The organism is Marinomonas alcarazii (assembly GCF_003208215.1).
GTDB lineage: Bacteria > Pseudomonadota > Gammaproteobacteria > Pseudomonadales > Marinomonadaceae > Marinomonas > Marinomonas alcarazii.
The window spans coordinates 55,549-80,797 of record NZ_QKLW01000008.1; the positions used below are offsets into that span (position 1 = coordinate 55,549).

26 protein-coding genes are annotated in these 25,249 nt (G+C 43.5%); 11 read left to right on the top strand and 15 right to left on the bottom strand.

Going from position 1 to position 25,249, the window contains the following annotated elements:
* Nucleotides 1–36 precede the first annotated feature (36 nt).
* Nucleotides 37–690 carry an HAD family hydrolase gene (locus DFP75_RS14620; protein WP_110576797.1) on the top strand — a complete coding sequence of 218 codons (654 nt, stop codon included), beginning with the start codon at nt 37–39 and terminating at the stop codon, nt 688–690.
* A 65-nt stretch (nt 691–755) separates the two neighbouring features.
* On the opposite strand, the gene DFP75_RS14625 is transcribed toward DFP75_RS14620, so the two are convergent.
* Nucleotides 756–2,369 carry a methyl-accepting chemotaxis protein gene (locus DFP75_RS14625; RefSeq protein ID WP_110576798.1) on the bottom strand — a complete coding sequence of 538 codons (1,614 nt, stop codon included), beginning with the start codon at nt 2,367–2,369 and terminating at the stop codon, nt 756–758.
* Nucleotides 2,370–2,714: 345 nt separating this feature from the next.
* Here DFP75_RS14625 and DFP75_RS14630 point away from each other — a divergent pair, with 345 nt between their 5' ends.
* Nucleotides 2,715–4,040 carry a DUF2868 domain-containing protein gene (locus DFP75_RS14630; RefSeq protein WP_110576799.1) on the top strand — a complete coding sequence of 442 codons (1,326 nt, stop codon included), beginning with the start codon at nt 2,715–2,717 and terminating at the stop codon, nt 4,038–4,040.
* Between the two features lie 3 nt (nt 4,041–4,043).
* Nucleotides 4,044–5,411: a DUF3482 domain-containing protein gene (locus tag DFP75_RS14635; RefSeq protein WP_110576800.1), complete on the top strand. Its 1,368-nt coding sequence runs from the start codon at nt 4,044–4,046 to the stop codon at nt 5,409–5,411.
* A gap of 10 nt (nt 5,412–5,421) precedes the next feature.
* Here the strand turns inward: DFP75_RS14635 and DFP75_RS14640 are convergent, their stop codons facing one another.
* Together DFP75_RS14640 and DFP75_RS14645 are read right to left on the bottom strand one after the other, a co-directional pair.
* The gene (locus DFP75_RS14640; RefSeq protein WP_110576801.1) at nt 5,422–6,141 is read right to left on the bottom strand and encodes a 1-acylglycerol-3-phosphate O-acyltransferase; all 720 of its coding nucleotides are present in this window, start codon (nt 6,139–6,141) and stop codon (nt 5,422–5,424) included.
* A gap of 52 nt (nt 6,142–6,193) precedes the next feature.
* A complete protein-coding gene (locus DFP75_RS14645) occupies nt 6,194–8,500 on the bottom strand; it encodes a putative bifunctional diguanylate cyclase/phosphodiesterase (RefSeq protein ID WP_110576802.1) in 2,307 nt (768 codons plus the stop codon).
* Nucleotides 8,501–8,670: 170 nt separating this feature from the next.
* Between DFP75_RS14645 and DFP75_RS14650 the strand changes: the two genes are divergently transcribed.
* Both DFP75_RS14650 and DFP75_RS14655 read left to right on the top strand, forming a co-directional pair.
* A complete protein-coding gene (locus tag DFP75_RS14650; protein WP_110576803.1) occupies nt 8,671–9,747 on the top strand; it encodes a carbohydrate kinase in 1,077 nt (358 codons plus the stop codon).
* Nucleotides 9,744–10,649, top strand: coding sequence for a pseudouridine-5'-phosphate glycosidase (locus DFP75_RS14655; protein ID WP_110576804.1), 906 nt, complete (start codon nt 9,744–9,746; stop codon nt 10,647–10,649). Before DFP75_RS14650 ends, DFP75_RS14655 begins: the two co-directional genes overlap by 4 nt.
* A 28-nt stretch (nt 10,650–10,677) precedes the next feature.
* On the opposite strand, the gene rlmF is transcribed toward DFP75_RS14655, so the two are convergent.
* From rlmF to DFP75_RS14710, 11 genes are all read right to left on the bottom strand, one after another.
* Nucleotides 10,678–11,658, bottom strand: coding sequence for a 23S rRNA (adenine(1618)-N(6))-methyltransferase RlmF (gene rlmF, locus DFP75_RS14660; protein WP_110576805.1), 981 nt, complete (start codon nt 11,656–11,658; stop codon nt 10,678–10,680).
* 185 nt (nt 11,659–11,843) lie between these two features.
* Nucleotides 11,844–12,194 carry a DUF6164 family protein gene (locus DFP75_RS14665; protein WP_110576806.1) on the bottom strand — a complete coding sequence of 117 codons (351 nt, stop codon included), beginning with the start codon at nt 12,192–12,194 and terminating at the stop codon, nt 11,844–11,846.
* Between the two features lie 100 nt (nt 12,195–12,294).
* Entirely contained in the window at nt 12,295–13,848 is a 1,554-nt protein-coding gene (locus DFP75_RS14670) for an EAL domain-containing protein (RefSeq protein ID WP_110576807.1), read from the bottom strand.
* Nucleotides 13,849–14,033: 185 nt separating this feature from the next.
* Nucleotides 14,034–14,585, bottom strand: coding sequence for a DUF3833 domain-containing protein (locus DFP75_RS14675; RefSeq protein ID WP_110576808.1), 552 nt, complete (start codon nt 14,583–14,585; stop codon nt 14,034–14,036).
* Between the two features lie 39 nt (nt 14,586–14,624).
* The gene (locus DFP75_RS14680) at nt 14,625–15,374 is read right to left on the bottom strand and encodes a hypothetical protein (RefSeq protein WP_110576809.1); all 750 of its coding nucleotides are present in this window, start codon (nt 15,372–15,374) and stop codon (nt 14,625–14,627) included.
* A gap of 5 nt (nt 15,375–15,379) precedes the next feature.
* Nucleotides 15,380–15,892, bottom strand: a complete 513-nt coding sequence (locus DFP75_RS14685) for a DUF2878 domain-containing protein (RefSeq protein ID WP_110576810.1) — start codon at nt 15,890–15,892, stop codon at nt 15,380–15,382.
* A 17-nt stretch (nt 15,893–15,909) separates the two neighbouring features.
* The gene (locus DFP75_RS14690; RefSeq protein ID WP_110576811.1) at nt 15,910–17,169 is read right to left on the bottom strand and encodes an SAM-dependent methyltransferase; all 1,260 of its coding nucleotides are present in this window, start codon (nt 17,167–17,169) and stop codon (nt 15,910–15,912) included.
* A gap of 47 nt (nt 17,170–17,216) precedes the next feature.
* Entirely contained in the window at nt 17,217–17,996 is a 780-nt protein-coding gene (locus tag DFP75_RS14695) for a DUF1365 domain-containing protein (protein ID WP_110576812.1), read from the bottom strand.
* Nucleotides 17,990–19,240 carry an NAD(P)/FAD-dependent oxidoreductase gene (locus tag DFP75_RS14700; protein ID WP_110576813.1) on the bottom strand — a complete coding sequence of 417 codons (1,251 nt, stop codon included), beginning with the start codon at nt 19,238–19,240 and terminating at the stop codon, nt 17,990–17,992. Before DFP75_RS14700 ends, DFP75_RS14695 begins: the two co-directional genes overlap by 7 nt.
* A gap of 37 nt (nt 19,241–19,277) precedes the next feature.
* Nucleotides 19,278–20,051 (bottom strand): SDR family NAD(P)-dependent oxidoreductase, encoded by a 774-nt coding sequence (locus tag DFP75_RS14705; RefSeq protein WP_110576814.1) that lies wholly within the window; start codon nt 20,049–20,051, stop codon nt 19,278–19,280.
* A gap of 13 nt (nt 20,052–20,064) precedes the next feature.
* Nucleotides 20,065–20,508 carry a nuclear transport factor 2 family protein gene (locus DFP75_RS14710; RefSeq protein WP_245927070.1) on the bottom strand — a complete coding sequence of 148 codons (444 nt, stop codon included), beginning with the start codon at nt 20,506–20,508 and terminating at the stop codon, nt 20,065–20,067.
* 190 nt (nt 20,509–20,698) lie between these two features.
* On the opposite strand from DFP75_RS14710, the gene DFP75_RS14715 reads away from it, so the two are divergent.
* From DFP75_RS14715 to olsF, 5 genes are all read left to right on the top strand, one after another.
* Nucleotides 20,699–21,274: an RNA polymerase sigma factor gene (locus DFP75_RS14715; protein ID WP_110576816.1), complete on the top strand. Its 576-nt coding sequence runs from the start codon at nt 20,699–20,701 to the stop codon at nt 21,272–21,274.
* Nucleotides 21,275–21,279: 5 nt separating this feature from the next.
* Nucleotides 21,280–21,978, top strand: a complete 699-nt coding sequence (locus tag DFP75_RS14720) for a ChrR family anti-sigma-E factor (RefSeq protein WP_110576817.1) — start codon at nt 21,280–21,282, stop codon at nt 21,976–21,978.
* 126 nt (nt 21,979–22,104) lie between these two features.
* Nucleotides 22,105–22,287 carry a hypothetical protein gene (locus tag DFP75_RS14725; RefSeq protein WP_024025667.1) on the top strand — a complete coding sequence of 61 codons (183 nt, stop codon included), beginning with the start codon at nt 22,105–22,107 and terminating at the stop codon, nt 22,285–22,287.
* A gap of 81 nt (nt 22,288–22,368) precedes the next feature.
* Nucleotides 22,369–22,578, top strand: coding sequence for a hypothetical protein (locus DFP75_RS14730; protein WP_110576818.1), 210 nt, complete (start codon nt 22,369–22,371; stop codon nt 22,576–22,578).
* A gap of 148 nt (nt 22,579–22,726) precedes the next feature.
* Nucleotides 22,727–24,445 (top strand): bifunctional ornithine lipid synthase OlsF, encoded by a 1,719-nt coding sequence (gene olsF / locus DFP75_RS14735; protein ID WP_175404967.1) that lies wholly within the window; start codon nt 22,727–22,729, stop codon nt 24,443–24,445.
* 15 nt (nt 24,446–24,460) lie between these two features.
* Here olsF and DFP75_RS18460 read toward each other — a convergent pair whose 3' ends face one another.
* A complete protein-coding gene (locus tag DFP75_RS18460) occupies nt 24,461–24,604 on the bottom strand; it encodes a hypothetical protein (protein ID WP_175404968.1) in 144 nt (47 codons plus the stop codon).
* Nucleotides 24,605–24,901: 297 nt separating this feature from the next.
* Between DFP75_RS18460 and DFP75_RS14740 the strand changes: the two genes are divergently transcribed.
* Nucleotides 24,902–25,207: an isoamylase early set domain-containing protein gene (locus tag DFP75_RS14740; protein ID WP_110576820.1), complete on the top strand. Its 306-nt coding sequence runs from the start codon at nt 24,902–24,904 to the stop codon at nt 25,205–25,207.
* Nucleotides 25,208–25,249: the final 42 nt, after the last annotated feature.

A 25,249-nucleotide genomic window follows, 5' to 3' on the forward strand; every position in this document is an offset into this window, starting at 1 on the left:
AACCATGTTAAGGTTGGCCTAGAGTAAGGAGCCGAGATGGCACTGGCATTTTTTGATTTAGACAACACGCTTGTGGCTGGCGATACAGCACAAGCTTTCTCTGAGTATTTGGCAGCAAGCAACTTACCGACCCCAGACGATTTTCTCAGCGTTAACCTAGCTTATATGGAAGACTACGATGCTGGCCGACTTAACTTAGCGGATTATATGCGTTACACCCTCGCGCCTTTAATCCAGCTCAATGCGGAACAAGTAAATGATGTGATTGATGCATTTATTAAAGATAAAGTGTCAGAAATGATCTTACCGAAGGCAAAAGCCACCCTAGCAAAACACAAAGCAGCCGGTGATACTCTGGTGATCATCTCGGCCACGGGCACTCACCTTGTGGCCCCCATTGCTCGCTACCTTGGTGTTGAACACGCCTTAGGGGTCGATATTGAGTACCACAACGGCCAGATCACTGGAGAAATAGCAGGCGTACCCACTTTTCGTGAAGGCAAGGTAACACGAGCCATAGAATGGGCTGAACAGCACCACATGAGTATGGCCGATTGTTTTTTTTACAGCGACTCTCACAACGACCTCCCCTTACTAGAAAAAGCGTCCAACCCTATCGCAGTCGATGCTGACCCAATTCTCTTGAAGGTGGCTCAAGAACGCGACTGGCCTGTCATTAGCCTTCGCTAATTCTTCCATAAAAAAGGGTCGCTTTCATGCGACCCTTTTATCTTTATAGCGTTATCAGCAACAGACTAAACTTTAAAACTCCCCACCTGTTGATCCAATACTTTGTACAACTTAGTAATGTCTTTTGACTGTTGTTGTATCAGATCAGACACAGATTGGACAGAGTCCGTTTGATCCTTTAGCGACACCATGTTTTGATTAATGTCATTAGCAACAACCGATTGCTCCTGAGTAGCTTGTGCCGTTTGCGCTGCCATCTCTTGAACCTTCGCAAAGGATTCCTGCAAACTATTGAACACGCTGGTAACTTCACCAAAATTACTCACTGTAAATTCAGCATTGTCACGGCTGTTTTGAATCGCTTTAGAAGATTCAGCCACATTGATTTTTAGCTGCTCTATCATACCTTCAATTTCATTAGTGCTGTCTTGCGTACGAGTTGCTAAGGTGCGCACTTCATCCGCCACCACAGCGAAACCACGTCCCTGCTCACCTGCTCGAGCCGCCTCAATAGCGGCGTTCAATGCCAACAGGTTGGTCTGTTCAGCGATATTTCGGATCACTTCCAAAACGGAGGCAATACTCTCTGAACTCTTTTGTAGCTCACCAGAACGGCCAAGAGCAAGTTCAATATCCGCCACGAGCGTAGTAATTGCATGCTGAGATTTGTTGACTGCAGACATACCATTTTGCGTCAAACTGTTAGAATTTTTGGCTTCGTCTGCCGTATCACGAGCGACAGCCGCCATTTGCTGGTTAGACATATCCATTTCATGACCTGCACTTACGATCGAAGCAGAAGCATTCGCCAGTGCGGTGGTAATGCCCGCCGTTTTCGTTGCTACGCTATTTAGCTGGCCAGTCATTTCACCCAACGCATCCGACTGTTTATGAATGCTACCAATGATGCCTTTTAGACGTTCCACAAAACCGTTAAATTCATCCGCAAGATCACCCAACTCGTCTTTAGTAGAAAACTCGATACGTTGAGTTAAGTCACCATCACCTTCCGATATTTCACGAATACGTTGTCCTAAGTAACGCACTTGATTAGTAAGCGTTTTAGGTGTTTTGTAGCTGAACCAAGCAGCTATTACCAAACCGATAACCACAACAACAATCGCCATTTTCTCAAAAGCTTTTTCCTGTTCTATTACGGTTTTTTTAGACATTTCCGCATGGTTATTTACCGCTTCGCCAGCTTTATCAAGAATGTCCCTTAAAGCGCTAAAGTCTGCATTGGCTTTCTGCTCTGCAGCCGCAAAATTCGGATCATTTCGCTCTAACTTCACAAGCGCATTTGAAGCATTCAACCAAGTCGTAAAGGCCTTATCAAAACCACCTTGCGATTGATAAATTTCAGGCTCTGCTGATAAGTACTGACGGTATAGATTAAAGCGATCTTTTACTTGTTGGGCATTTTCAACACGATCCTTTTCTTCGTCATCACGCTTACCAACACCTACGACAAGGCGCTGCTCTGCGAGCTTCGCTTGATAAAGATCTCTATCCGCATTCAGAATAACCGCAGACGCTTTTCCATAAGAGTCGGCTTGTGTATTGAGAGCAACCGTTAGTTGATTGATGATAAATACCACTGCAATCATAGCGATCACAAAGGTGATACTCATCACAAGTACGGGCAAAGAGCTTTTCACTCTAATAGAATTTAAACGCATAATTTTGTCCCCTAACAAAAACCACCGTGTCTACGGTATGTAAGGTGATAGTAGAGTGGCGCAGCACAATGAATCAATCAGCATTAACAATTACCTACATTTATACTGTACATAATAACCAATAAATAACATCCTCTTGATATAGCGCAATAAAACAACACATTACCTCTAACTGATTGATGAAGAAGTATTTTCAGATAGCATTATGAAAATATTCAAGAAAAACCTTGTGGTTTTTGCCTTTATCGACAACATCAAGTAAAACAAAGAGGATAATGTCGTCATTCCAAGTATTCGCCTTACAACGAATAGAAGAGTAATAAATGAAAAGAGCAATGCGATAACATGACCTTTCCAACACCCAGCGCCAAACTTGCTCTTGCGGCTTGGTTAGAAACTCATAGCGATTTTCGTTTGCCTGCTCAGGCGAACAACCTGCCTAGTGCGCTAAAAGAGTTAGATACCTCACCTAAAACTACCAGCTACTCGGCTCAGTTTGCTTTGTTAAAACGCTACTTTAATCGCACGATTTTAGGTTTATTGTGCGCTTCGCTGCTATTAGGTTTTATGGCTGTACCGCCCGCTTTTGCGATAAACCAATCCAATCAGGTGAATATTTTTTGGTTGTTTATTATCTTATTAGGGTTTCATGCGCTAAATTTTGTCGTCTGGTTCGTGACCATTATGGCCACCATGAAGCAACAAACTGAAAACAAAGGCATGCTGTTAAGCCTGCTGATTTTCCTCAACAAAAAGATAAGTAAGCACTCACATATCAACACAGACGTGAGCACTGCTTATATCCATTGGCAATGCCCTGCTCACTCAAACAAATGGTTAGTCAGCAGTATTTCCCATGGTGCGTGGGGCTGTTATTTGCTGGCAGGCTGGGTAATGACTCTGCTTTTGCTGCTTACCAATCAAGTTAATTTTGTCTGGGAAACCACGTTATTAAGCGACGATGCTTTTATTCAACTGACGCAAGCTTTAAGCATCATTCCTCAATGGTTTGGTGTTTCCTTGCCGAACCAATTAGACATTCTCGCCAGTCGCGTCGACCTTATTTCGCAAACCGCGACAACAAGACAACATTGGGCTAACTTTCTACTCGCCAGTATTTTTATTTATGGCGTGTTGCCAAGGGTAGTTTTTACTATTATTTGTTTGGGTATGTATCACCTTAAACGCGCAACACAACCTCTGAGCACCCAGGAAAAAATCATTCAAAATCGTTATCGTCAGCAGGAAAGCCAGAGCCGAAACATTGTAGATGCAGATCATCACAAACGTTCTGCCTCTGCGATAAGCGCAAACGGAGCAAGCGATGACTCGCTTACAGACAGCGCATTTTCCCAACAATGGGCTTTATTTGAATGGAGCCAAGCTAAGCCCGATTATTTGCGCTCTGCACGTTCTTTATCAGTATTAAACAACCGAGAAGAACAAGATCGCTTTTTAGCATCATCCAGCGACGAACCGGTTTATATTTTAGTTAATGCCGAGCAAAGCCCTGATCGTGGCACGAGACGATTTTTTTCACGAGCAAGCATGACCTACCCGTTATTGTTTCTGGTGATAGCAGGCGATGAAAACGCTAGATTTATTGAGGATTGGCAGCGCCTTGCCAGAGAAACACGTCTTCACTTTACACAAATAAAGCAAAAGGACTAAACCGTGTCGATTTCCCTTTTGGTCGTTGGCCACGCCAACACGGGCAAAACTTCGCTAATCCGCACCTTGTTGCGCAAGCAAGATTTTGGCGACGTCAGTGACCGAGCTGGTACGACTCGACACGTTGAAAGTGTGAAAATCAAAATCGGCAAACAAACTGTGATTACGCTCACGGACACACCAGGGTTTGAAGATTCGATCGGCCTTTGGCAAATCCGTCATTCAGATGCATTCCGTTCTTACCAAGGTTCAGACTGGCTACAACCATTCTGTGAAAGTCACTTTGCACAGGATGAATTTGAACAAGAAGCAAAGATTCTTAAACAATTAAGCCAAGCCGATATCATTTTATATGTGATTGATATTCGCCAAGCGCCACTTGGTAAATACCTTGATGAATTAGCGTTACTGGCTAGCGCCAATAAACCCATTATTCCTATCCTGAATTTCAGCGCGTCGCCCAGTGCGCATTTAGAGGCATGGCGCAAAGTTTTGGCAGAACGTCACCTACATGCGGTTATTAAATACGACACTGTCGCGTTTTACTTTGAAGATGAAAAGCGTCTCTATCAAAGCATTCAGAGCTTAATGCCTGAAGACTACGACGCAATCAAACATCTCATTCAAAACCGAGAAGAAGCCGCACAATTACGCCGTTCGATGGCCTGCAACCTATTGTCTGATTTACTATTAAAAGCGGCCAGCACACGTTTAGAGTGTTCCAGCTACCCTCCTAAGAGCGAAGAAATGCGTGTTTTTGAAGATAAAATACGTGCTCTTGAACAAGGCTACACCAGCCAACTTTTGCGGTTATATGAATTCCAACAGGAAGACCTTATTGCATCACCGCTGGACATTCAAAACGCTCGCTGGGAACAAGATCTGTTTGATGCAGACACACTAAAAGAATGGGGCGTTGAAACGGGCACCAGTGCATTAACTGGTGCGGCTATAGGAGCTGGTATTGATGTTATGTCCGCTGGCCTAACGTTAGGCACGGCCACCACAATTGGTGCGATCTTAGGCGCTACCTGGAAAACGGGCCAGCATTACAAAGACACGTTGAAAAGCAAATTCACCAAACAACATTTTTTGTGCCTCGACCAAGCCACTTTAACCTTATTATGCCTACGAGGCGTCAACGCTATTGAACACTTCCATCAACGGGGACACGCCTCTCAACAGGCATACCAACTGTCGCCTTCATTCCCAAGTAATGACTTAATGGATCGAATCAAACCTTACTGTAAGCAGGCTCGACAACACCCAGAATGGTCACAACAAGATTTACCAGACGATCACCCTAGTAAGCTGGGCATCAAGAAACAACTAGAAGAAACCCTAGACTCACTTCCTAACGTCAAAAGTTAGTCGCCATTGTCTAAGGCTGGGCGAGCTCTTGATCGAGACGTTGCTTGGTTTCATGCATCAAGGTTTCGCAGGTAGCCATCAACTTCACAACGTCGGTTTCATGTAGCCCAGTCGTATCGATTGGAGGCAGCATTTCCACAATAACCTTGCCATTATGCAGACGGTTTAAATTAACCTGATCGTGTGTACTGCTACACACAATGGGAATAATAGGCACTCCAGCCTGAACGGCTGCATGAAACGCACCTCGCTTAAAGGGAAGCCAGCCGCGACCTCGGCTACGAGTCCCTTCAGGAAACATCCAAATAGAAAGACCTGTTTTTTTCATGCTTTCTACAACTTGGCTGATCGTCTCAATGGCTTTTTTGCGATTGGCTCGATCAATAAGAATATTACCGCTTAACCAATACAAAATACCAAAGAAGGGAATCCAACGTAGGCTCTTTTTACCGACCGTCACCACGCCTTCTGGCACAACGGCGGCGAGCGTAAATAAATCAAAATTATTTTGGTGATTAGCAACGTAAACCGCTTGGGGAACGGTTTTCGCCAGCTCAGAAACACGTGGTTCAACCGACAATCCAAACAACGCAGCAACCTTCGCAAATACCCGTCCTAGGTAGTAAACACGGTTTTTTGAAGATAATGTAAACAAGCAAAACACAATGCCAAATAGCGTCACACTCACAATCAGCAATAGCAGCAATGTCATCCGTATCAAAAGCAACATATTGAAATTAACCTCACATTAACAGCGTGTAAGATTGATTAGAAAAAATGGCTTAATGCTTATTAAAAGTGTCTCGCCATCGTAAGAAGTCTTCTGCAACCAAAGGCTTAGAAAAATAATAGCCCTGTATCTTATCACAATGATATTGTCTTAAAAGCGCCACACCTTCGGCATTCTCGGCCCCTTCCGCAGTGACTTGAAACCCTAGGCTGTGCGACAAACCAATTGTCGCATTAGTGATAAACTCATCCCCTTTATTGGTATCAATAAACTGAATAAAGGCGCGATCTATTTTCACTTCATTCACAGGCAATTCGCGTAAATAAGACAAAGAAGATTGTCCTGTTCCAAAGTCATCAATCGCCAAATGAACCCCCATTTCTTGCAATGCCTTTAGTACGCCAATCACTTTTTCTCGGTCTTTCATGACCGCACTTTCAGTAACTTCTAACGCCAAAGCACGCACGGGTAAATCGTATTTCTTTAGGGCTTTCGCTACCGTATTTGGTAAACGTTCGTCCAGAAGATCATGAGCGGACAAGTTCACTGCAACACGTATTTCATGCCCAGCCGCCCACCACTGGCTTAGCTGAGATAGCACCGAGTTAACTATCCATTTGGTTAGCTGCTGAATACTACCGGCATGTTCAAGCACAGCGATAAATTCATCCGGTGGCAAAAAGCCAAGCTCAGGATGAATCCAGCGAATCAAGGCTTCCGCTTCTTGGCAGTCATTTGAAGCAACACCGACTTTAGGTTGGTAAACCACAAACAACTGATTTGCCTCTAGCGCAGCTGGCAAGTCGCGAATAATGGTTAATTGTCGACGGTGGTTCTCATCTTGGCCCACCACATAAAACACAACCCCATCGCTTTCTTCACGCGCTTTGTCCGAGACGATCTCTAAACGGCGCATTGCACTATTCACACTGGCTGTGGCGTGTTCAAAAGGGAGTACGCCGATACTAATATCAAGATGGATATTGGAGCCTTTTTCAACTTCGAAATCCACATTAAAAAGCTGTTTTAGGTTAAAGCAATCTTGTTCGTTAATCGTACGATCAAACAGGACTAAGAACTTATCTCCCGTCTGTCTCGCGATCATGGTTGCATCATGACCCCATAACTTAAGTCGCTCAGCCACTTTAGATAACATGATATTGCCAACATCAAAGCCCAACATATTATTAATACGTTTAAAGTGTCGGACGTTAATAGTCACCAAACTACCCTGCTCTCTTGGCAGAGCCTCAGACAAATAAAACTCAACCGCACTTTGATTAAATAACCCCGTAAGCTGGTCATGAGAAGCTCGATACGTCAGCTCTTCTTCGCGATTGATAATGGAATTCTGCATTGTTTTCATGGTGTTAGATAGCACACCAAATTCGCCCTCTATTTCCGGCGCGGTCACTTTTTCCTTAGTAACGCCTAGTCCAATCTGAGTTGCATAATCCACTAATCGGCCAATCGGTTTGGTCATATTTCGCGCCAGTGCGATACCAAACAACAAGGCTAAAGCAAGCGCACCGGTAAAGATCCATATCAACTGAGTACGCGTGTCGCGATAACTTTCTAACCAAGGACCATAAGGCAAATGAATAATGCCCCACTGATTAGGCACACCGATATCAACACCCAGAGATAAATACTTTTCATCGTTTGAGAACACAGGTGACGTGATAATGTCTTTGATATTACCAATCTCATTTAACAAGGTTTCTTTTTCGATAGACGGTAATGTCGATGCACCAGACAGCATATTTGTATCTTTCGTTTCGTAGACAAAACTAATGTCCAAGCCTGTTACATTTTTAATACGTTCGGCCAACGCCTGATCCAACAAAAACGCCATGCCAACCCAAGCCACCACATTTGGTGCTCTGATCGGCACTAAAACAAGTTGATAAGCACGGTTATCTAACGCCACCGTCGTGCTAATAGACGACCCACGAGAGCGACGCGCCGCAAACACTAAGTCGGCAACAGTATCTGTAATATTTAACGGTTGAGTGGCAGTAATCAGTTCACCGCGAGGTGAGACGAGTAGGGAAATGTCCGCATTAATTCGTGCGCCATGATTCTGTAAAACAGAACGTATTGTTCCCGTTTCTCTGGTCGCAACAGCCTGTTTAAAACCAAAATCCGAGGTTAATATTTCGACCCCTTTGGTAAGCTGCTCGGCACGTGCGGCTAAAAATAGGTCGAAAACATTACGGGACACGTCAATGGATTGCACCCCTTGTTTGTAGTTGTCTGCTTTTAACGATTTTAACACTGCCAACGCTGTGCCCAATTGCGCCAATGCCAGCAACAATAAGACGAACATGATTAATCGAGCTTGAAAGCTTTTTAGCACTATAAAACCTCTTTAATGCTGTCCTTAAATGGCCAGCTGACGAGACAAAACTCAACAAGGAATATCGAATAATAAGATTTATAACATTTTTTTACCATATCAGCCCAAAGCTCTTGTATATTTAGCAGCTTTAACATAAGTTATTATTTTAAACTTTTGTTAACAAGCTTATGAAAGACCAAACTTCTCGCGTATACGAAGCCATCAAGCTCGACCCTTTGGCATCGCAGCAAGCCCTTGCAGATCGACTCAATATGAGTCGAGAATCCGTTGCTGGCCACATCATGCAACTCACTCGCCAAGGGTATATTCTAGGGAAAGGCTACCTACTTGCTGAACAAAATACATACGTTGTTATAGGTGGTGCCAATGTCGACATCCATGGTCGCAGCACTACAGACTTAAAAGCCTATGACTCGAACCCAGGAACCATCAACCAAAGCCCTGGTGGCGTCGGCCGCAATATCGCTGAAAATCTGGCTCGGCTCGGAGAAAATGTACATCTGTTAGCCCCAATTGGATTAGACCAGCGCGGTGATTGGCTCATTGAGCAAACCCGCATGAGCGGTGTCGACATGCATCATGTGCTACGTATTGATACCTTGCCCACAGGCACCTATTTGGCTATCAATAATGACAATGGCGAACTGCAAGCCGCCATTGCAGACATGCGTATAATTGACACGCTAGACCAGCAAAAGTTAAGCAGTAAGCTGTCTTTACTACAGAGCGCTTATCGCATTATTGTCGATGCGAATTTATCTGCCGACGTCATTTCTTGGCTAAGCCAGCAGACCCTGTCTACTCGTTTCATTGCCGATGCGGTCTCTACAGCAAAAGCGCCTCGCTTACGCCCTATCTTATCGCAGCTAGCACTATTAAAAGTCAATCAGGATGAAGCCAGAGCCATTCTAAATTGCGACGAAACAGACCCTGAAAAACTGGCAAAAGCCTTACTTGATTCTGGCGTAGAAGAAGTATTGCTCAGTTTAGGCAGTCAAGGGGTTTTATTTTTCAGCGCAACCGAGTGTCAACGTAAAGCTTGCCATCCAAGCACCCCTGTCAGCGACAGCGGAGCGGGTGATGCATTACTGGCGGGCTATTTAAGCGCTCGTCAGCAAAATAAAGATCTCGACCAGTCTTTATCTTTCGCTTTAGCTTGTGCCGCAATGACACTGGAAAGCCCTTACGCCAATCACCCAGAACTTACCATTCAACATGTCACTCAATGGATAGAAAAATTATGAATCAATACCTAGATATCAACCCAGATGTTGCCGCAGCGATTGCAGCAGGAAAACCGGTTGTTGCCTTAGAAAGCACGATTATTTCTCATGGCATGCCTTGGCCACAAAATGCCGAGACAGCAAAAAAAGTTGAACAAATTATCCGTGATAATGGCGCAGTCCCAGCCACAATCGCGATCATTGATGGCCGCCTTAAAGCGGGTCTAAGCAATGACGAAATTGACACGTTAGCAAAAGCTGGATTGTCCGTGACCAAATGTTCTCGTCGAGACTTACCCTTTGTTGTCGCACAAAAACAACACGGTGCAACCACAGTTGCAGCGACAATGATTATTGCGGCGATGGCAGGCATTAAAGTGTTTGCCACTGGCGGCATTGGTGGTGTTCACCGTGGCGCTCAGCAAACATTTGATATTTCTGCCGACCTGCAAGAGCTTTCAAAAACCGATGTTGCTGTCGTATGTGCTGGCGCAAAATCGATTCTTGACCTTGCACTAACACGGGAATATTTGGAGACTCAAGGTGTACCTGTTTTAGGCTTTAAAACAGACACTTTGCCTGCTTTTTATACGCGTGAAAGCGATCAAACGGTAGATTACAACATGCAGTCTGCCAGCGACATTGCCGAGTTCATCAAGGCAAAATGGGAAATGCAACTGCATGGTGGAGCGATCATCGCCAACCCGATTCCGGAAGAATTTGCCATGGATAAAACCGCTATCGACGCGGCCATCAATCAAGCTCTAGCGGAAATGGAAGAACAAGGTGTAGCAGGTAAAGAATCCACGCCATTCTTACTAGCACGAGTTGCGGAGCTAACAGGTGGAGACAGCTTAGCAAGTAACATCCAGCTAGTGTTTAACAACGCTCGCCTTGCTGCCGAGATTGCAGCGGCGCTATAAATTCTGCGAGACAACTATTGGCACGCATTTAATTTTGCCAATAGTTGTCCTTCCAATAGTCAATCTGATCGTCGCCAAGAAAACTCCACGCAACGAATCGGCTGATTTTCTGGCCTTGCGCCATTTCAATCGTTTTCACTTGGCGAGCACCAACCTCTTTTAATGTCCGATAAATCGCCTCTAAATTACCCTGACGTGCCACCAAAGACGTAAACCAAAAGCAACGATCTGCGTATTGCACACTTTCTTTGACCATACGAGACACAAAACCTGCTTCACCACCGTCACACCATAACTCGGCGGCGGTACCGCCAAAATTAAGCAACGGCTTGGCAGCGGTTGTTTTGCCTTTCACACCACGCCATTTGCGCTGGGACTCATCGGTCATGGCAGATTCGCTGGTGTGGAATGGTGGATTACAAAGGGTCAAATCAAAACGATCTTTTTCCTTCCACACGCCGTCAAATAACTTGGCAGGCTGAGTTTGCAGACGCACATTAATGGCACTTTTCAAACAAGCATTAGATTTAACAATGGTTTCACAGGTTGCCACTGCCACCGGATTAACGTCCGAACCAACAAACTGCCAGCCATATTCTTGATGACCAATAATCGGGTACACGCAATTTGCCCCAACGCCAACGTCTAGCACTTTCACACCTTTACCACGTGGAATAACGCCGTCGTTACAACTTGCTAATAGATCTGCCAGATAATGAATGTAATCGGCTCTACCTGGAATCGGAGGACAAAGGTAACCCGGTGGAATATCCCAAAAGGCAACACCATAGAAATGACTAAGCAAGGCACGGTTTAAGGTTTTCACCGCATCCGGATTGGCAAAGTCCACTGACTCATTACCGTATTGATTGAGTTGAATAAAACCAGAAAGTTCAGGGCAAGAATCCGCCAATAAAGCAAAGTCATAACGCGCACGGTGCGGGTTACGAGGGTGTAGTTCTAATTTATTGGAGCGTTTACTTTTCGTATTCTTGCTTTTTAAGACCACAGGGATGCCATTGTTTTAAACCAAAATGGGAGTATAACCGAATTGCTCAGCTTCGACTAAATGTGCAGCATCTGCATGGCTATGTAAAGTAACGACGAAGGATAAGATATGCGCTCTTTGGGCAACTCAAAGAAGTATTATCAAGAAAGCCTACCAGTCACAGCGTCATGATAAGGTTAAAGAGATCATAACCACAGGGTAAAAGGCAAAATAGATACACTCAATATTAACAGCACCGCAACAAGAGTGAAAAAAGCTTCCGCAGGATTTTGTCGCGCGTGTTGTAAATAACCCAATATCCATTGCCCAAAAGTGATAGGACGCATGGTTTTAGCCCGTGCAATTTGGTCTTCGCGAATCAACTCTCTTGCTTTGATGGCTTGCTCTTTGTCCTTCACCCATAAGCCAGCCATGGAAATTTGCCAACGCCCTGCTGTGGTTTCATAAAAGGCGATGTCATTATCAGCTAACAACTGACGGATTTCATCCGCTTCCTCTTCAGGAACGTATTTAAGACGAAAAACCAGAGTGGACATATTGTGAGCCTTGCATTGAAGAAATTAAGCGGTAGAGAGTAAGAGAAGCGCTCTAAGAATACAATCTTACAACCCTTCTAATGCTTTATTTTGCTGTATTTTACACCGCGTTATTGAACGTCATCCAGGTAATAATTTGATCTTTTGGAAGCGGCTTACAGAAATAATAACCTTGAACCCTATCAACTCCTAACAGCCTAACATCATTGAGTTGATCTTCACGCTCTACGCCTTCTGCGACCAACTTCATACCCAGCTCTTTCGCTAAGATGGAAATCGACGTTAATACTTGGCGCGTAAATTGGTCATCTTTCAAATTGGCAATAAATACTTGATCCAGCTTTAGTGTGTCGTATGGGAAACGACGAAGAAAATCTAAACCAGAATAGCCTGTACCAAAATCATCCACCGACAGCCCAATACCCAAGGCGGTGATCTGTTCAAAACGACTCACCATTACCGGTAACTCTTCATGATTAAGCGCGCTGGTTTCTGTTACCTCAAGTCCTAAACGGCCTATTAATTCAGGATACTCTTCTAAAATACTGACCAATTTAGGAGCAAAGCTTTCTTTAAGTAAACTAAACCTATCCACATTCACGGACGTTTTGATATCGATAAGTTGATCAGGATATTCCCGATAAAACGCGCCGACTTTACGAATAACCAGCCAAGTAAGCTCGTCCATCAACCCCAATTGACTGGCAACTTTCACCACCACCAAAGGCGACACCTGCCCATGATTCAATGATTTCCAGCGAAGCAATGCTTCCAGCTCAAGAGGCTCCCCTGGGTTTAGCGAAACAACAGGTTGAAAGTACACCTCAATTTCAGCATTTTTAATGGCTCGCCGAACGCAATGACGTAGTGAGCGCCGAAAGTAAATACCGATTAAATGCGCATTGTAAAAAGCAAAAAATAGAAACAACCAACCAATGAATATGAAGGGAATCAAGGAGTGCAGACGTTGCCAATATAAATTAGAAGGGAGGTAAACATCTAATCTCATCGACCAATCGTCTAATGAAACCACCTCTTTATTCCAGATATCTGAATCTATGCCATTACGATTGGAAGACAATATTCGCTTACCAATAGTCAATTCATAAAAGTAATTAGGTAATATTATAGGATCGATGAGAGTAGAGAATCGAACTGGTGGCGCCAAGCCATTTGCGCCTATACCATTTTCTCCCTGATAAAAGGCAAACAATGTTGGATTTCCTAGCGACTTTGAATGCACCAAAGAAACGGTTTTTCTCTCAGCAGCTCTTTCTATACGATTAACAATCGATGAAAATATAGGAATATCCACTGCCCCATAATTAGAACAGAACACGCGAAAATCCCGATCAAAAAGTCCGAATTCTTTGAACGTATCTGAGTAAAACGCTAATCGCTTTAAACGCTTAACATCATCCTCTTCGCAAGAAAGTTGTGCATTATCAACCACTCTTTTTAATTCAGAAAAAATACCTTCCATCTGACTTATCAGTATATTTTCAGCGGCTTTGGCTTTGTTGTCTAAGTCATTTAATAAGAAAAAATAAAGGCTAACGGTAAATAGGAAAACGCTAATAAGCAAAGACAGGAAACCATAATAAAATAACATTTTCTTCTTGTAAGGAACCAATGCAGTAACACTGCCGAACATATAATAGTTTCCTCTCAACCTTATCTGCTCACTAATATGACATCACGGCTCGTCAACAAAAATAGCAGAAACCGCCTTAGAAAAAGCACTTATTAAGCCCATAAAAAAAGACCACCCGTAGGTAGTCTTTCATATATAACATAAAATACAGACCATTTTCTTTAGGTATTATGTAAACCGCTCAATTAGCGCGTGGCTTTTTCAATCACAATGGATAGATACCCAACCTCAACACCAAATTTCTTCATCACAGATTCATTAATTACCACGCCCTCTTTGACCATATACATACGGTCATCGACATTCACCTCAAGCAAGTCGCCATCATAAGGCACTTGCAAAACATAGTTCATGAACAGCGCATTTCCAGAAATTTTAATATCACCTGAGCCAACCACATCATTCGCCGTCGCTGAATAGCGCCCCTGATCGTCCGGCGTCATTATCCAAGTTCTTTTTTGTACTTCACCGTCATCAAATACAAAAACTTCCGCTAGTGTACCAACACCATTTTCCCAACTGCCTTCTAGTGTGGCATTAAAATAGCGAGTCACTTCACCGCTACGGTTCTTTAAAATACCGTGCGCCGTGAGAGGACCTGAAAAGAAGGACTGCAATTCGAACTTAGGTTCATTTTTAGCGTACAAAGACACATCTGGTGTAGAACACGCGGTCAGCAATAACAGGCAACATACCGCGGTGAGTTTAAGCATGATTGAGCGACAAACATTCTTCATAGGATTTCCTTTAAGCATTGGACTGTATAGAAGCATTCATTAGAAGTAACGATATTGGATATCGACACTTTGGTATTTCCCTTGCTCATTACTAATATTGCCTCGCCCTGTAAAACGCAACAAACGCTTATCTTCTGGGCTATACGCAACAACAATAGGATCGACAGCCATTCTCACGAACCAAGAAACAGGTTTCAAAGAAAAGCACACAGCATCACTTTGGGTTCCGTCAACACAATCGGATTGACCAAAACGAAAGCTGTAAGTTGATTGTCTACTGGGCACAAGAAATTCAACATCCATTTCTTTACCGCTTACTAAGCTGTCCCAGTACTGGGTGACAAACGCATTAAAACCGGCATCAACGACCACGCCACCAACCAATGGTATCGAGTCTTTTTCTATGCTTGCCTGAGTGTTTTCTTTATAACTAATTTCGAGTTGGTTCCCCGACTGTGACACATCAATTTTTTCCCCGTTTCGTTTGTTCAACTGAGAAAAGCTCGGGGCGATTAACGACTGAGAATAATCAAGTGTCTTCGTGGCAAAGACTTCGCCATCTGGTTCTGAATATTCCACAGTGTAAGTGGAATCATTCAGCTTGGTGTGGGTTTCGCGGTAAAGTAGTGTCTTGTCATCTAAACTATAAGCACTGCCCACCACCTTCGAAATAGTCGCGTTGGCGGGATTATCTGAAATACTTTCTGCCGAACTCAATGAGCTAAACAACAGCGCCCCAGTAATCAGCACTGAAGCACAATTAAGCGATAAAACGGCGGATCTCTTCATCTTTACTACTCCTGGGAGAATATTGTCCATTTTTCACCAAACCACATACCTAAAGGCAACACCAACGCCCAAATGATCGCCACCACAGACAAGGTTAAATACATAGGCTCAGCCAAACTAATACCGGATAGCTTAGCGCCTGCGATATAGCTTAAGGGTGGACCCACCATGCCCATTAGAGCAATCAAAAGGTAACGGGTGCGTAACATCGACAGACTATGCGCAAACAGGGTCCCAACACTTATCCAAAGACACAACAACCAAATAGGCGGTAAAAGACTGTCTTCTGTTACTGCGCCTGCTATCGAAAACAGACCAATCTGAAACAGCGTACCGTCTATCAAGACTCCGAGCCCAAGGAACAAGAACAGCAAGCGCCACTCTTTGCGTGAATGCATGAAAAATCGATCATGTATAAGCAAATAGCAGCCCGTGGCGACCAGCGCCCAAACGCTTCCAGCTAGCACACAAACAAACCAGACAACCTGGAATAAAATGGCATTACCAAAGCGTTTCATAGCCATCTCTCTATGTTTTAAATCGATAAACGGTGATCAGGCTTGGCAAAAATGAACTGACCTGTGCTAATAGCACGCTCTTTGAAGCCGCCTTCACAATAAGCAAGATAAAAGTCCCACATACGGCAAAACACATCATCGAAACCCATATCAGTGATTTCATGGCGTGCAGCGTGAAAGCGTGTGCGCCAATCAGCCAAGGTTTTCGCATAATGTTCTGTGATGTCTTCTAGCCCAACAATTTGCATGTCTGTTTTGGAGGCGATTTTATGAGCAATCACCTGATTTGACGGCAAACAGCCACCGGGGAAAATATAACGCTGAATAAAGTCCACAGAGCGACGCGCATAATCATAACGTTGATCGGCAATCGTAATGGCTTGAATCACCATAACGCCATGAGGCTTTAGCAAGGCACTGCATTTAGAAAAGTAACTGTCATAGTATTCGTGACCAACTGCTTCAATCATCTCGATCGACACCAGCTTGTCATATTGCCCCTGTAGATCACGATAATCTTCCAACAGTAAAGTAATCTTATCTTGCAAGCCTTCAGCTTCTACCCGCGCTTTAGCAAACTCATATTGCTCTTTGGATATCGTGGTGGTGGTCACTTGGCAGCCATAATGCTTAGCGGCATGAATCGCCATGCCACCCCAACCCGTGCCAATTTCTAACAAATGATCGTTTTCACTCAGTTGTAGCTTCTGACAAATGCGATCTAACTTGTTAACCGAGGCTTCCTCTAATGACGAATCAAGTTGAGGATAAACGGCGGAGGAATACATCATGGTAGGATCGAGGAATAATGAAAAGAAGTCGTTGCCCAAATCATAGTGCGCCGAAATATTATCCTTCGAGCCTTTCTTCGTATTGGCATTCAACTTATGAATAATTTTGGTCGCAACACGACTCCAGATAGGACGCTTGGCGTCCATCTTATTAATCAGATTTAGATTCGCAACCATCAAACGAATAACAGACACAATGTCTGGAGATGACCACCAGCCTTTCATATAGGCTTCACCCGCACCTATACTGCTGTTTGAAAACACATCTCGGTAAGCATGGATGTCATGAACATGAATATGAGCAATGTATTGAGTATTGTCTTTCGGTTCACCAAATGTGTAGGTTTCGCCGTTTTCTTCTAATGTAAGATGACCTATCTCTAATCGGCCCAACATTGTAAAAACCATTTTGCGTGCTAGATTATCAAACCATGTTACTGTACGATTTTTCACCACTTTTCGATCACTCATACTAACGGAGTTCATAGTTATTGGTCCCCTAATGTGTTTGGCTAATTATTAATATAATCGTCTTATTTCGTCATTGTAGAAGACGAATTTGGATGTGAATAAAAAGGCACCTTTTTCACCCAAAGCTTAAGGGCTTGCCAATAGATTCCAAATGCTACCTTCATTGTCATCACAGGATAATTGAACAATACCTTCGCCATGGAACGAGATGTGAGGGGCTGCCGAGTCAGCGATAACGTGGCATCAAACACACATTGCTCATTTTTTAACTCTTTATTCTGCATGTGCACTGCCAGTTTCTGGTGAGGCGTATTACTTCGCCAATCATAGTAATGTTCCATTGGATGAAATGGAGACACATGCATTTCCTTATTGAATTGAATACGCTGGCTTTGCAAATTTGGATCACTCTTTAACACATAAGCGATTTTTTCATTCCAAGGGGTATTGGTGACTTCCAGCAGCATAGCTTGCAACTGTTCGTTTTCATCGAAGCAGTAATAAATGGTAATGGGATTAATGATGAATCCAAAATAGCGACAGTTAGTCAACATGCGAACAGGGCCTGTGAGGCTTAGCCCCAAGCGACTATTCACTTCAGACAATACGGCCTGTTTGATCGATATAGAATCATCACCAAAATAATCTTTTCGAGAGAATCGAGCCAAAGACCAGCGCTTCATTGACCACCAAGGACTCATCGCCAGCACGTCATCCAATTCATCCAAATCGAAATACATCATAAAAACACGATAGCGAAAGGCATGTGTGCGAGGTGTAAAACGACGATGACGTACCATGCCCTGATAAATTGCGCTGTGCTTAGGAACAAAATCTACCATGAAATCCCCAATCCATTTGCGACGCGAACACCGCTCCAACAACCGTCTTCGTGGAAGCCATTACGCCAGTAAGCACCACAAAACCACGTTTTGTTCACACCATTGATTTCTGACCAACGATCCTGCGCTTTAATACCGTCTAAAGTAAAAGTAGGATGAGAATACTGAAAACGCCCAACAATTTTGTCTTCTGCGATCATATCCGTCTGATTCAAGGTGACGACATACGTTGTATCGCTGGAAAAGTGCTGCAAAATATTCATATTGTAGCTCAGCGTGGCTGGCTTAGTTCGGTCAGATCCCAAATGATAATTCCAGCTCGACCATGCCAATTTTTTCTTCGGTAATAATCTTGTATCAGTATGCAATACAACATCATTGTTACGATAAGGAATGGCCGAAAGAATGGCTTGCTCCTCTGTGGAAGGGTCAGCCAATAACGCCAACGCTTCGTCACTGTGACAAGCAAACACGACTTGATCAAAATCTTGTGTAGAACCATCAGCAAAATGTATCACCACGCCTTCAGCTGAACGATCTACTTTCGATATATCCGCGCCCAGCTGAATTCTGTCTTCGAATTTAGACACTAAAGGCTGTAAATAAGCGGATGAACCCCCTTCAATCACTCGCCATTGTGGACGATCATTCACGCTCAGTAAGCCATGATTTTTAAAGAAGCGAACAAAAAATACCAAAGGGAAGTCCATCATTTCATCCAAAGTAGATGACCAAATAGCGCTCCCCATGGGAATCAAATAATGACTTGCAAAACGGCTACCGTAGCCTTTTTCTTTAAGGTATTCACCCAGCGTCACGCCTTCTTTTAGACTGCCGTTTTCTAAGTCTTGGATGGCTTCTTTGTTGAAGCGCAGAATATCTTTTAACATGCCAATAAAAGAAAAATTCAACAAATTACGGCGTTGCGCAAACAGAGTATTAAGATTGTTCCCGCCGTATTCCAGCCCTGTACGCTGACAACTTACGCTGAAGCTCATTTCTGTTGGTTTTGATTTCACGCCCAGCTCATCCATCAAGCGGATAAAGTTAGGGTAAGTCCAATCATTAAATACAATAAAACCAGTATCAATAGCACGAGTTTTACCGTTTTCTTCTACATTGACGGTGGCTGTATGACCACCAATACGCTCTGCAGATTCAAATACGGTAATATCATGTTGTTGCTGCAAAAGGTAAGCGCTGGTTAATCCGGAAATCCCTGATCCAATAATGGCAATTTTCACTCATTGTCCCCTTAAAACGTAATTTGTCATTACCCAGCTAAGCTGAAGTAGAAGATGATTTTTTAGGCGCTAATTTAGACAGCCACAATTTTGGAAAATGTCGACCAATCCACAACATAGCAGTCAAACGCTTAGGAAAGGCGTATTCAAAAGGTCGGGATTTTAAAGCCGTAAACATACGCTTTGCCGCGTCATCAGCGGACATAAGAAACGGCATATCAAAAGTATTTTTCTGCGTTAATGGTGTATCAACAAAACCGGGCAGCAAACAAGTCACATCCACATTATATTGCTTCAAATCCATTCTTAAGGAAGACAAAAAATAGCGAATTGCCGCCTTGCTGGCACCATAAGCTTCAGCTTTAGGAAAAGCTGCTTGCACGGCTTGCGAACTTACCCCAACCAAATGCGCTCGCGGTGATTTTTTCAATAGCGGGAGAGACACTTCGACACTGTTCACCAAACCAATAAAATTCACTGACATGATCCGGTCCATCATTTTCCAGTCAGGATTTGTCTCTGTTATATCTAAATATTCACACGTGCCGGCGTTTAATACCGCGCAATCCAGCTTATCGGTTTGGGCACTCAATGCCTCTCGGACAGTGTCCATTTGGCTTTCGTCTGTCATGTCAAAAGGAACAAAAGAAAGGTTTTCATTGGCGTCTATCAAGGCGCTTAGCTCGCCTGGCCCTCGTGCGCTGGCAATGACTTTCCAACCAGCATCTAAAAAACATTTGGTAAGCGCCAAGCCAATACCTGAACTGGCACCTGTGATCCACACTGTGTCTTTTTGTGTTGCTTGATTCATCTGAACACTCTCCCTACGTTGCCAAACGCTTTTTTAATCCTTTCACAAAAACACCTAATAAGGGCACATGCTCATAGATTAATTGCCCTAGATCATAAACATCTTCATGAAAGTAAATACGTTCATCAAATTGCACCTGACTAATACCGCGCACTGTGATGGTCTTCTTACCCAATTTAGGGTGTTTGAAATGCATATTCCATTTTATGTAAGCCGTATTTTCAGACACAGTCTGATCCAAATACTCAAAACGCCCACTGTGAACGTTGGCACACATTTCGGAAAGATAAGCATGCAAGGTTTCTGCGCCGCGCAGTTCATGGACGGGATCTTTGAACAATACATCTTCTGTGTATATATCATCAATTTTGTCGAGCTGTGGGTGCTTCACATCGAGATAAAAAGCCTTGAAGCGTTCTATTAACAAAGAACTGGGATCTACTTTAGCGTCCGCCATATTCATCACTTACCTTAGCTGTTACCTTGTCAGGTGTTTGATTCTTTGATTTAAACGCAAAACACAGAACTTTGGATCATTATTTTTTCATTGTTTTTGATCGTTAAAGTGATCCACACTTAGCCAAATGACGTAAATACATTTATAACGCACACAAGGCGTCGAGATAGCTTTCATTAATGGAGCCAAAATGGAACGCGTAACCCAACTAGAATACGATGAAGAGCGCGCTGCAGACATGCTTGCCGTGGCTGAAACAAGAGACCAAGCGGCTCTTGCACGCTTGTTCGATTACTATGTTCCTAAGATCCGAAGTTTCTGTCTTGCGGCTCAACCCGGTGCCAATTTAATGGCCGATGATATCGCCCAAGAAGTGATGATTCGAATCTGGAACAAAGCGCACACATACAAGCCAGAGTCCGCGTCACTCAATACTTGGGTTTTTACTTTGGCAAGAAATGCCCGTATCGACTACTTGCGCAAGAATAGCCGACATCAATCGGATATCGACCCAGAATTCCTCTGGCAAAACGTGGTCGATGAAAATGCAGACCCATTTAAAGACGCTCAGCAAAAAAGAGATCAAGAACGCATTAAACAGGGTTTAGATAAATTACCCAAGGATCAAAAGCAGGTTTTGGCCAAAGTCTATTTAGAAGGCAAAACCCACAAGGAAGCGGCAGAAGAGTTATCACTTCCCCTTGGAACGATAAAATCTCGCGTCCGTCTCGCTTTGCACAAACTCACTATTTACGTTAAGAGGTAGTATCGATGATTAACTACCATCCATCGATTGAAACATTGACCGATTATGCCGCTGGCTCATTGCCTTTAGCGCACTCTCTTTGTGTGTCTACTCACATAGAGCATTGCTCAGAATGCCAACAGCAGATTCGTAAACTCGAAATGCTTGGAACGCATCTGTTTGAACAAGCCAAGACCGAAAAGCGTCGTCTTGATAGCTTAAAAGACAGCTTCTTCCAAAAGCTAGCAGAGCTACCGGAGCAAGACATTCTGAAAAAAGAGCAAACGGCAACAGAGCCAGAACAAAGCTGGAAAGATGAGTATCGTATTCCTCGCAGCCTACGACAGTTCATCAAAAGCAGCTACGATGATCTAAATTGGATGCGCTTATCACCGTCTTTTAAAATTGCCACACTCTACAATGAAGAAGGCGGCGCGCAAGTTGCTCTAACGCGGGTCAAAGCGGGTGCGCACATGCCAACTCACACCCATACTGGCGATGAAATCACCCTAGTGCTAGAAGGTGCTTTTTCCGATGAAAGCGGTGTGTACCGCCAAGGTGACTTTATTAACCGAGATGCAAGCCATAAGCACAAGCCTATCGTCACCAAAGACGCAGAGTGTATTTGTCTTACTGTCTTGGATGCACCTATTGAATTTACGGGTTGGTTAACACGACTATTGAACCCTCTCATTCGTCGACATCACCCTTATTCGCCACATTAAAGCCATGCTTCGCAGCACTGTGCCGCATAAGATAGACACACGATTGCAGACGTTAGCCAATAACAAGCAAATATTGTGAAAATCTGGTATAGTCCTTGTTCAATCTAAAAACAAGGACTATTTATCATGGCAACTAAGAAGAAACAGCCGGCAGCTTCGGAAACCTCGGAATCCATTGAAAAGCAAATGCAAGAGTTTCTAGCTCGTGGTGGGCAGATAGATAAAATCGATTCAGGGGTTAGCGGACAATCTCAGCTAACGGGATCACGTCATATTTCCCTAGGAAATAGCAAAACGAAAGCTCAATAAGCTTAAGGGATATTTTACTTTTCGTAGATATCCCCTGCTATTGGCTCTGATAATTACCTGTTTAATTGACACTGGAAAACTATGCTGTCTGAATCTGATCGCGCGTTTTTTCGCCCTAAATGGCGTCGAGTTGTTACCACTTTATTCTGTGCTGGTTGGGCCATTATTGAATGGACGGCAGACGAACCTATTTGGGCCATGATTTCAGCAGGCATCACAGTTTATTGCCTATGGAATTTCTTTTATAAATTTGAAGAAAAAACAGACGAAGACAACACTACTGCAAGTTAGCCACGCTAATCCATTCTGCCTTACGACCTGTGTATTATTTGTTTATGGTGCGTCACACATCCGCCATATAAACGTCACGCCTTTGTCATACTGACGCTCTACTCTCACTAATAAGATATCCAAAAACTTATTAGAGCGGAGCACCACTGTGATACAAGTCGAACAAATGATTGCCAGTAAATCTCCTCAATTTTTCGATAAAAGCCCTTTAATCACTCGCCCGACGTTAAGCGTCCTCAAACGCTTATTCCACGAAAGTGAAGTAAACCAATTCCTGGAAAAAAACCACGGCTGTGTCGGCTTCGAATTTATTGATCGCGTTCTGGATCATTTCAACTTTAGCTATAACGTTAGCCAAGTTGATCGACGAAATATTCCTGCCAGTGGTCGTGTGATGATCATCGCCAATCACCCTCTTGGCGCTTTAGATGGGCTAGCGCTGTTGCGCCTAGTGGGCGAAATTCGTCCCGATGTCAAAATCGTCGCCAATGATTTATTAATGGGCTTTGATGGTTTAAAACAGCTGGTGTTGCCCGTGGATAATCTTGGCGGAAAAACCGCGCGCCAGCAGCTTAAAGCCATCATGAACTGCCTACACAATGAAGAAGCCATCATCATATTCCCCGCTGGCGAAGTATCGCGCATGTCACCAAGTGGCGTAAGAGATCAGAAATGGAATCAAAATTATCTTAAGCTGGCGCAAAAAACCAACAGCCCATTACTGCCTGTCCACATCGGCGGACGTAACTCGATGTTGTTTTACACCAGCTCCTTACTATACCGTCCGCTCTCTACCGTACAGCTTGCTAATGAGATGTTTCGCCAGCGTAACCGCAAAATTCCCATGCAAGTTGGTCAAGCGATTCCGATTCAAGAATTAGCCAAACTGCCATTAAGCGACAAAGAGAAAAACAAATTAGTAAAACGTCATTTGTACCGTATTGCTAAAGGCAAAAAGCCACTGCTTAAAACCGAAAAAACGGTGGAGCACCCGCAAAACAGACAAATGATCAAACAAGAGCTGAAAATCTCAGAACACCTTGGCAGCACCAAGGACAACAAACAGATCTATCTGTTTGATTACGATCCAATGTCCGTCACCATGAAAGAAATCGGGCGTTTGCGTGAAATCGCCTTCCGTAAAGTGGGTGAAGGTACTGGCGAACGCTCTGATCTAGACAAGTTTGACCAATATTATCGTCACTTGATTCTATGGGATGAAGAAGAACTAGAGATCGTCGGTGCATACCGTATTGGCGAAGTTGCTCGATACATGAAATCAGAAACGCCAAATCGCATCTACAGTGCCGAGTTATTTCAATACTCTTGTGACATGGAACCCTATTTTGAGCAAGGCATCGAGCTTGGTCGCAGCTTTATTCAGCCAAAATATTGGGGCAAGCGTAGCTTAGATTATTTGTGGTACGGCATTGGGGCTTATTTAGATAAACACCCTGAAATTCGCTATATGTTCGGCCCAGTAAGCCTAAGCAACAGCTACCCACAAGTCGCGAAAGATTTTATCGTTTCCTTTTATAAGCTCTACTTTGCCGACCAAGAGCACCTAGCGCGTTCTTTCACGCCATATCAAGTGAACGCCGAACACAATGACATTATTACCGATATGTTCAGTGGCGAAGACTACGAAGAAGACTTTCGAATACTAAAAGAACAACTTGGTCACTTTGGCGCGAGTGTGCCAACCTTGTTCAAGCAATACAGTGAGTTATGTGAACCGGGCGGGGTTCGCTTCTTAGATTTTGGTGTCGATGCCGACTTTGGCTACTGTGTGGACGGACTCGTCCTCGTAGACCTAAATACAATCAAAGAAGCGAAAAACAAACGCTACCGAGGTCATAACCAATAATATGACTCTTTGCTATCAAGAGTCGTGATGATGGTGGCTTGAGTGATGCGCATGGCGATGATGACCGTGTCGTTCTGGTCGTTTAAAAAACGCCAAATAAATCACTTTAATAACAAGCATCACACTTAACACAATGAGAACGCCCATTTGAAGGTCCATACAAACACCTCATTATTTTTGTTGTAATTTTAGTGTAGAACATTTGGAGCAAGTGAATTGTGAATTTACGTCAGCAAATTGTACGTATTAGTAAGCCCAAAAATAGCGCACAACTGACACATTCAACACAATAAAACCCATAGAAATAAGCACAATAAAGCAGAGCGAAAATCTTTTCTTTAAATAAATTAAGTAGTTAAAAAAGATGGCGCAAGCCTTGCTTGCTCACATTATTACCCTTCAGGCTTTTTGTCGTAGCCTTCACTCATTTTTCTATCAAAGATAACGGAGCTGGACATGATTGAGAAAACCTACTTAAAGACAAAACCCGAATGCAAAGTGAAATTTGCATTGCCTGCAGAAACCGTCGGTGACGCAAAAAATGTCGCGGTCGTGGGAGACTTCAATAATTGGGATAGCACGGCTAATCCGATGAAAAAGCAAAAATCTGGTGTCTTTGCGTCAACACTCAATTTGGATATAGACACTGTTTATCAGTTCAGATACGTGATTGATGGCACTGAATGGCTAAACGATGACATGGCGGACGATTATGTACCAAGCCCTATCAGCTATGAATCAAATGGTGTAATCAGCCTTTAAATAACACCGCAACTAAGAAAAATTCTCTTTACGCCTCTACTC

What these genes read in the sequence shown, in the direction of transcription:
- DFP75_RS14640 (WP_110576801.1), bottom strand. Translation starts at nt 6,141, where the DNA reads ATGTTGCTTTTGATACGGATGACATTGCTGCTATTGCTGATTGTGAGT.
- DFP75_RS14710 (WP_245927070.1), bottom strand. Translation starts at nt 20,508, where the DNA reads ATGGCGGACGCTAAAGTAGATCCCAGTTCTTTGTTAATAGAACGCTTC.
- DFP75_RS14655 (WP_110576804.1), top strand. Translation starts at nt 9,744, where the DNA reads ATGAATCAATACCTAGATATCAACCCAGATGTTGCCGCAGCGATTGCA.
- DFP75_RS14695 (WP_110576812.1), bottom strand. Translation starts at nt 17,996, where the DNA reads ATGGTAGATTTTGTTCCTAAGCACAGCGCAATTTATCAGGGCATGGTA.
- DFP75_RS18460 (WP_175404968.1), bottom strand. Translation starts at nt 24,604, where the DNA reads ATGGACCTTCAAATGGGCGTTCTCATTGTGTTAAGTGTGATGCTTGTT.
- DFP75_RS14720 (WP_110576817.1), top strand. Translation starts at nt 21,280, where the DNA reads ATGATTAACTACCATCCATCGATTGAAACATTGACCGATTATGCCGCT.
- DFP75_RS14680 (WP_110576809.1), bottom strand. Translation starts at nt 15,374, where the DNA reads ATGAAGAGATCCGCCGTTTTATCGCTTAATTGTGCTTCAGTGCTGATT.
- DFP75_RS14625 (WP_110576798.1), bottom strand. Translation starts at nt 2,369, where the DNA reads ATGCGTTTAAATTCTATTAGAGTGAAAAGCTCTTTGCCCGTACTTGTG.
- DFP75_RS14650 (WP_110576803.1), top strand. Translation starts at nt 8,671, where the DNA reads ATGAAAGACCAAACTTCTCGCGTATACGAAGCCATCAAGCTCGACCCT.
- DFP75_RS14690 (WP_110576811.1), bottom strand. Translation starts at nt 17,169, where the DNA reads ATGAACTCCGTTAGTATGAGTGATCGAAAAGTGGTGAAAAATCGTACA.
- DFP75_RS14665 (WP_110576806.1), bottom strand. Translation starts at nt 12,194, where the DNA reads ATGTCCACTCTGGTTTTTCGTCTTAAATACGTTCCTGAAGAGGAAGCG.
- DFP75_RS14630 (WP_110576799.1), top strand. Translation starts at nt 2,715, where the DNA reads ATGACCTTTCCAACACCCAGCGCCAAACTTGCTCTTGCGGCTTGGTTA.
- DFP75_RS14725 (WP_024025667.1), top strand. Translation starts at nt 22,105, where the DNA reads ATGGCAACTAAGAAGAAACAGCCGGCAGCTTCGGAAACCTCGGAATCC.
- DFP75_RS14740 (WP_110576820.1), top strand. Translation starts at nt 24,902, where the DNA reads ATGATTGAGAAAACCTACTTAAAGACAAAACCCGAATGCAAAGTGAAA.
- DFP75_RS14715 (WP_110576816.1), top strand. Translation starts at nt 20,699, where the DNA reads ATGGAACGCGTAACCCAACTAGAATACGATGAAGAGCGCGCTGCAGAC.
- DFP75_RS14730 (WP_110576818.1), top strand. Translation starts at nt 22,369, where the DNA reads ATGCTGTCTGAATCTGATCGCGCGTTTTTTCGCCCTAAATGGCGTCGA.
- DFP75_RS14620 (WP_110576797.1), top strand. Translation starts at nt 37, where the DNA reads ATGGCACTGGCATTTTTTGATTTAGACAACACGCTTGTGGCTGGCGAT.
- DFP75_RS14675 (WP_110576808.1), bottom strand. Translation starts at nt 14,585, where the DNA reads ATGAAGAATGTTTGTCGCTCAATCATGCTTAAACTCACCGCGGTATGT.
- DFP75_RS14670 (WP_110576807.1), bottom strand. Translation starts at nt 13,848, where the DNA reads ATGTTCGGCAGTGTTACTGCATTGGTTCCTTACAAGAAGAAAATGTTA.
- DFP75_RS14705 (WP_110576814.1), bottom strand. Translation starts at nt 20,051, where the DNA reads ATGAATCAAGCAACACAAAAAGACACAGTGTGGATCACAGGTGCCAGT.
- DFP75_RS14685 (WP_110576810.1), bottom strand. Translation starts at nt 15,892, where the DNA reads ATGAAACGCTTTGGTAATGCCATTTTATTCCAGGTTGTCTGGTTTGTT.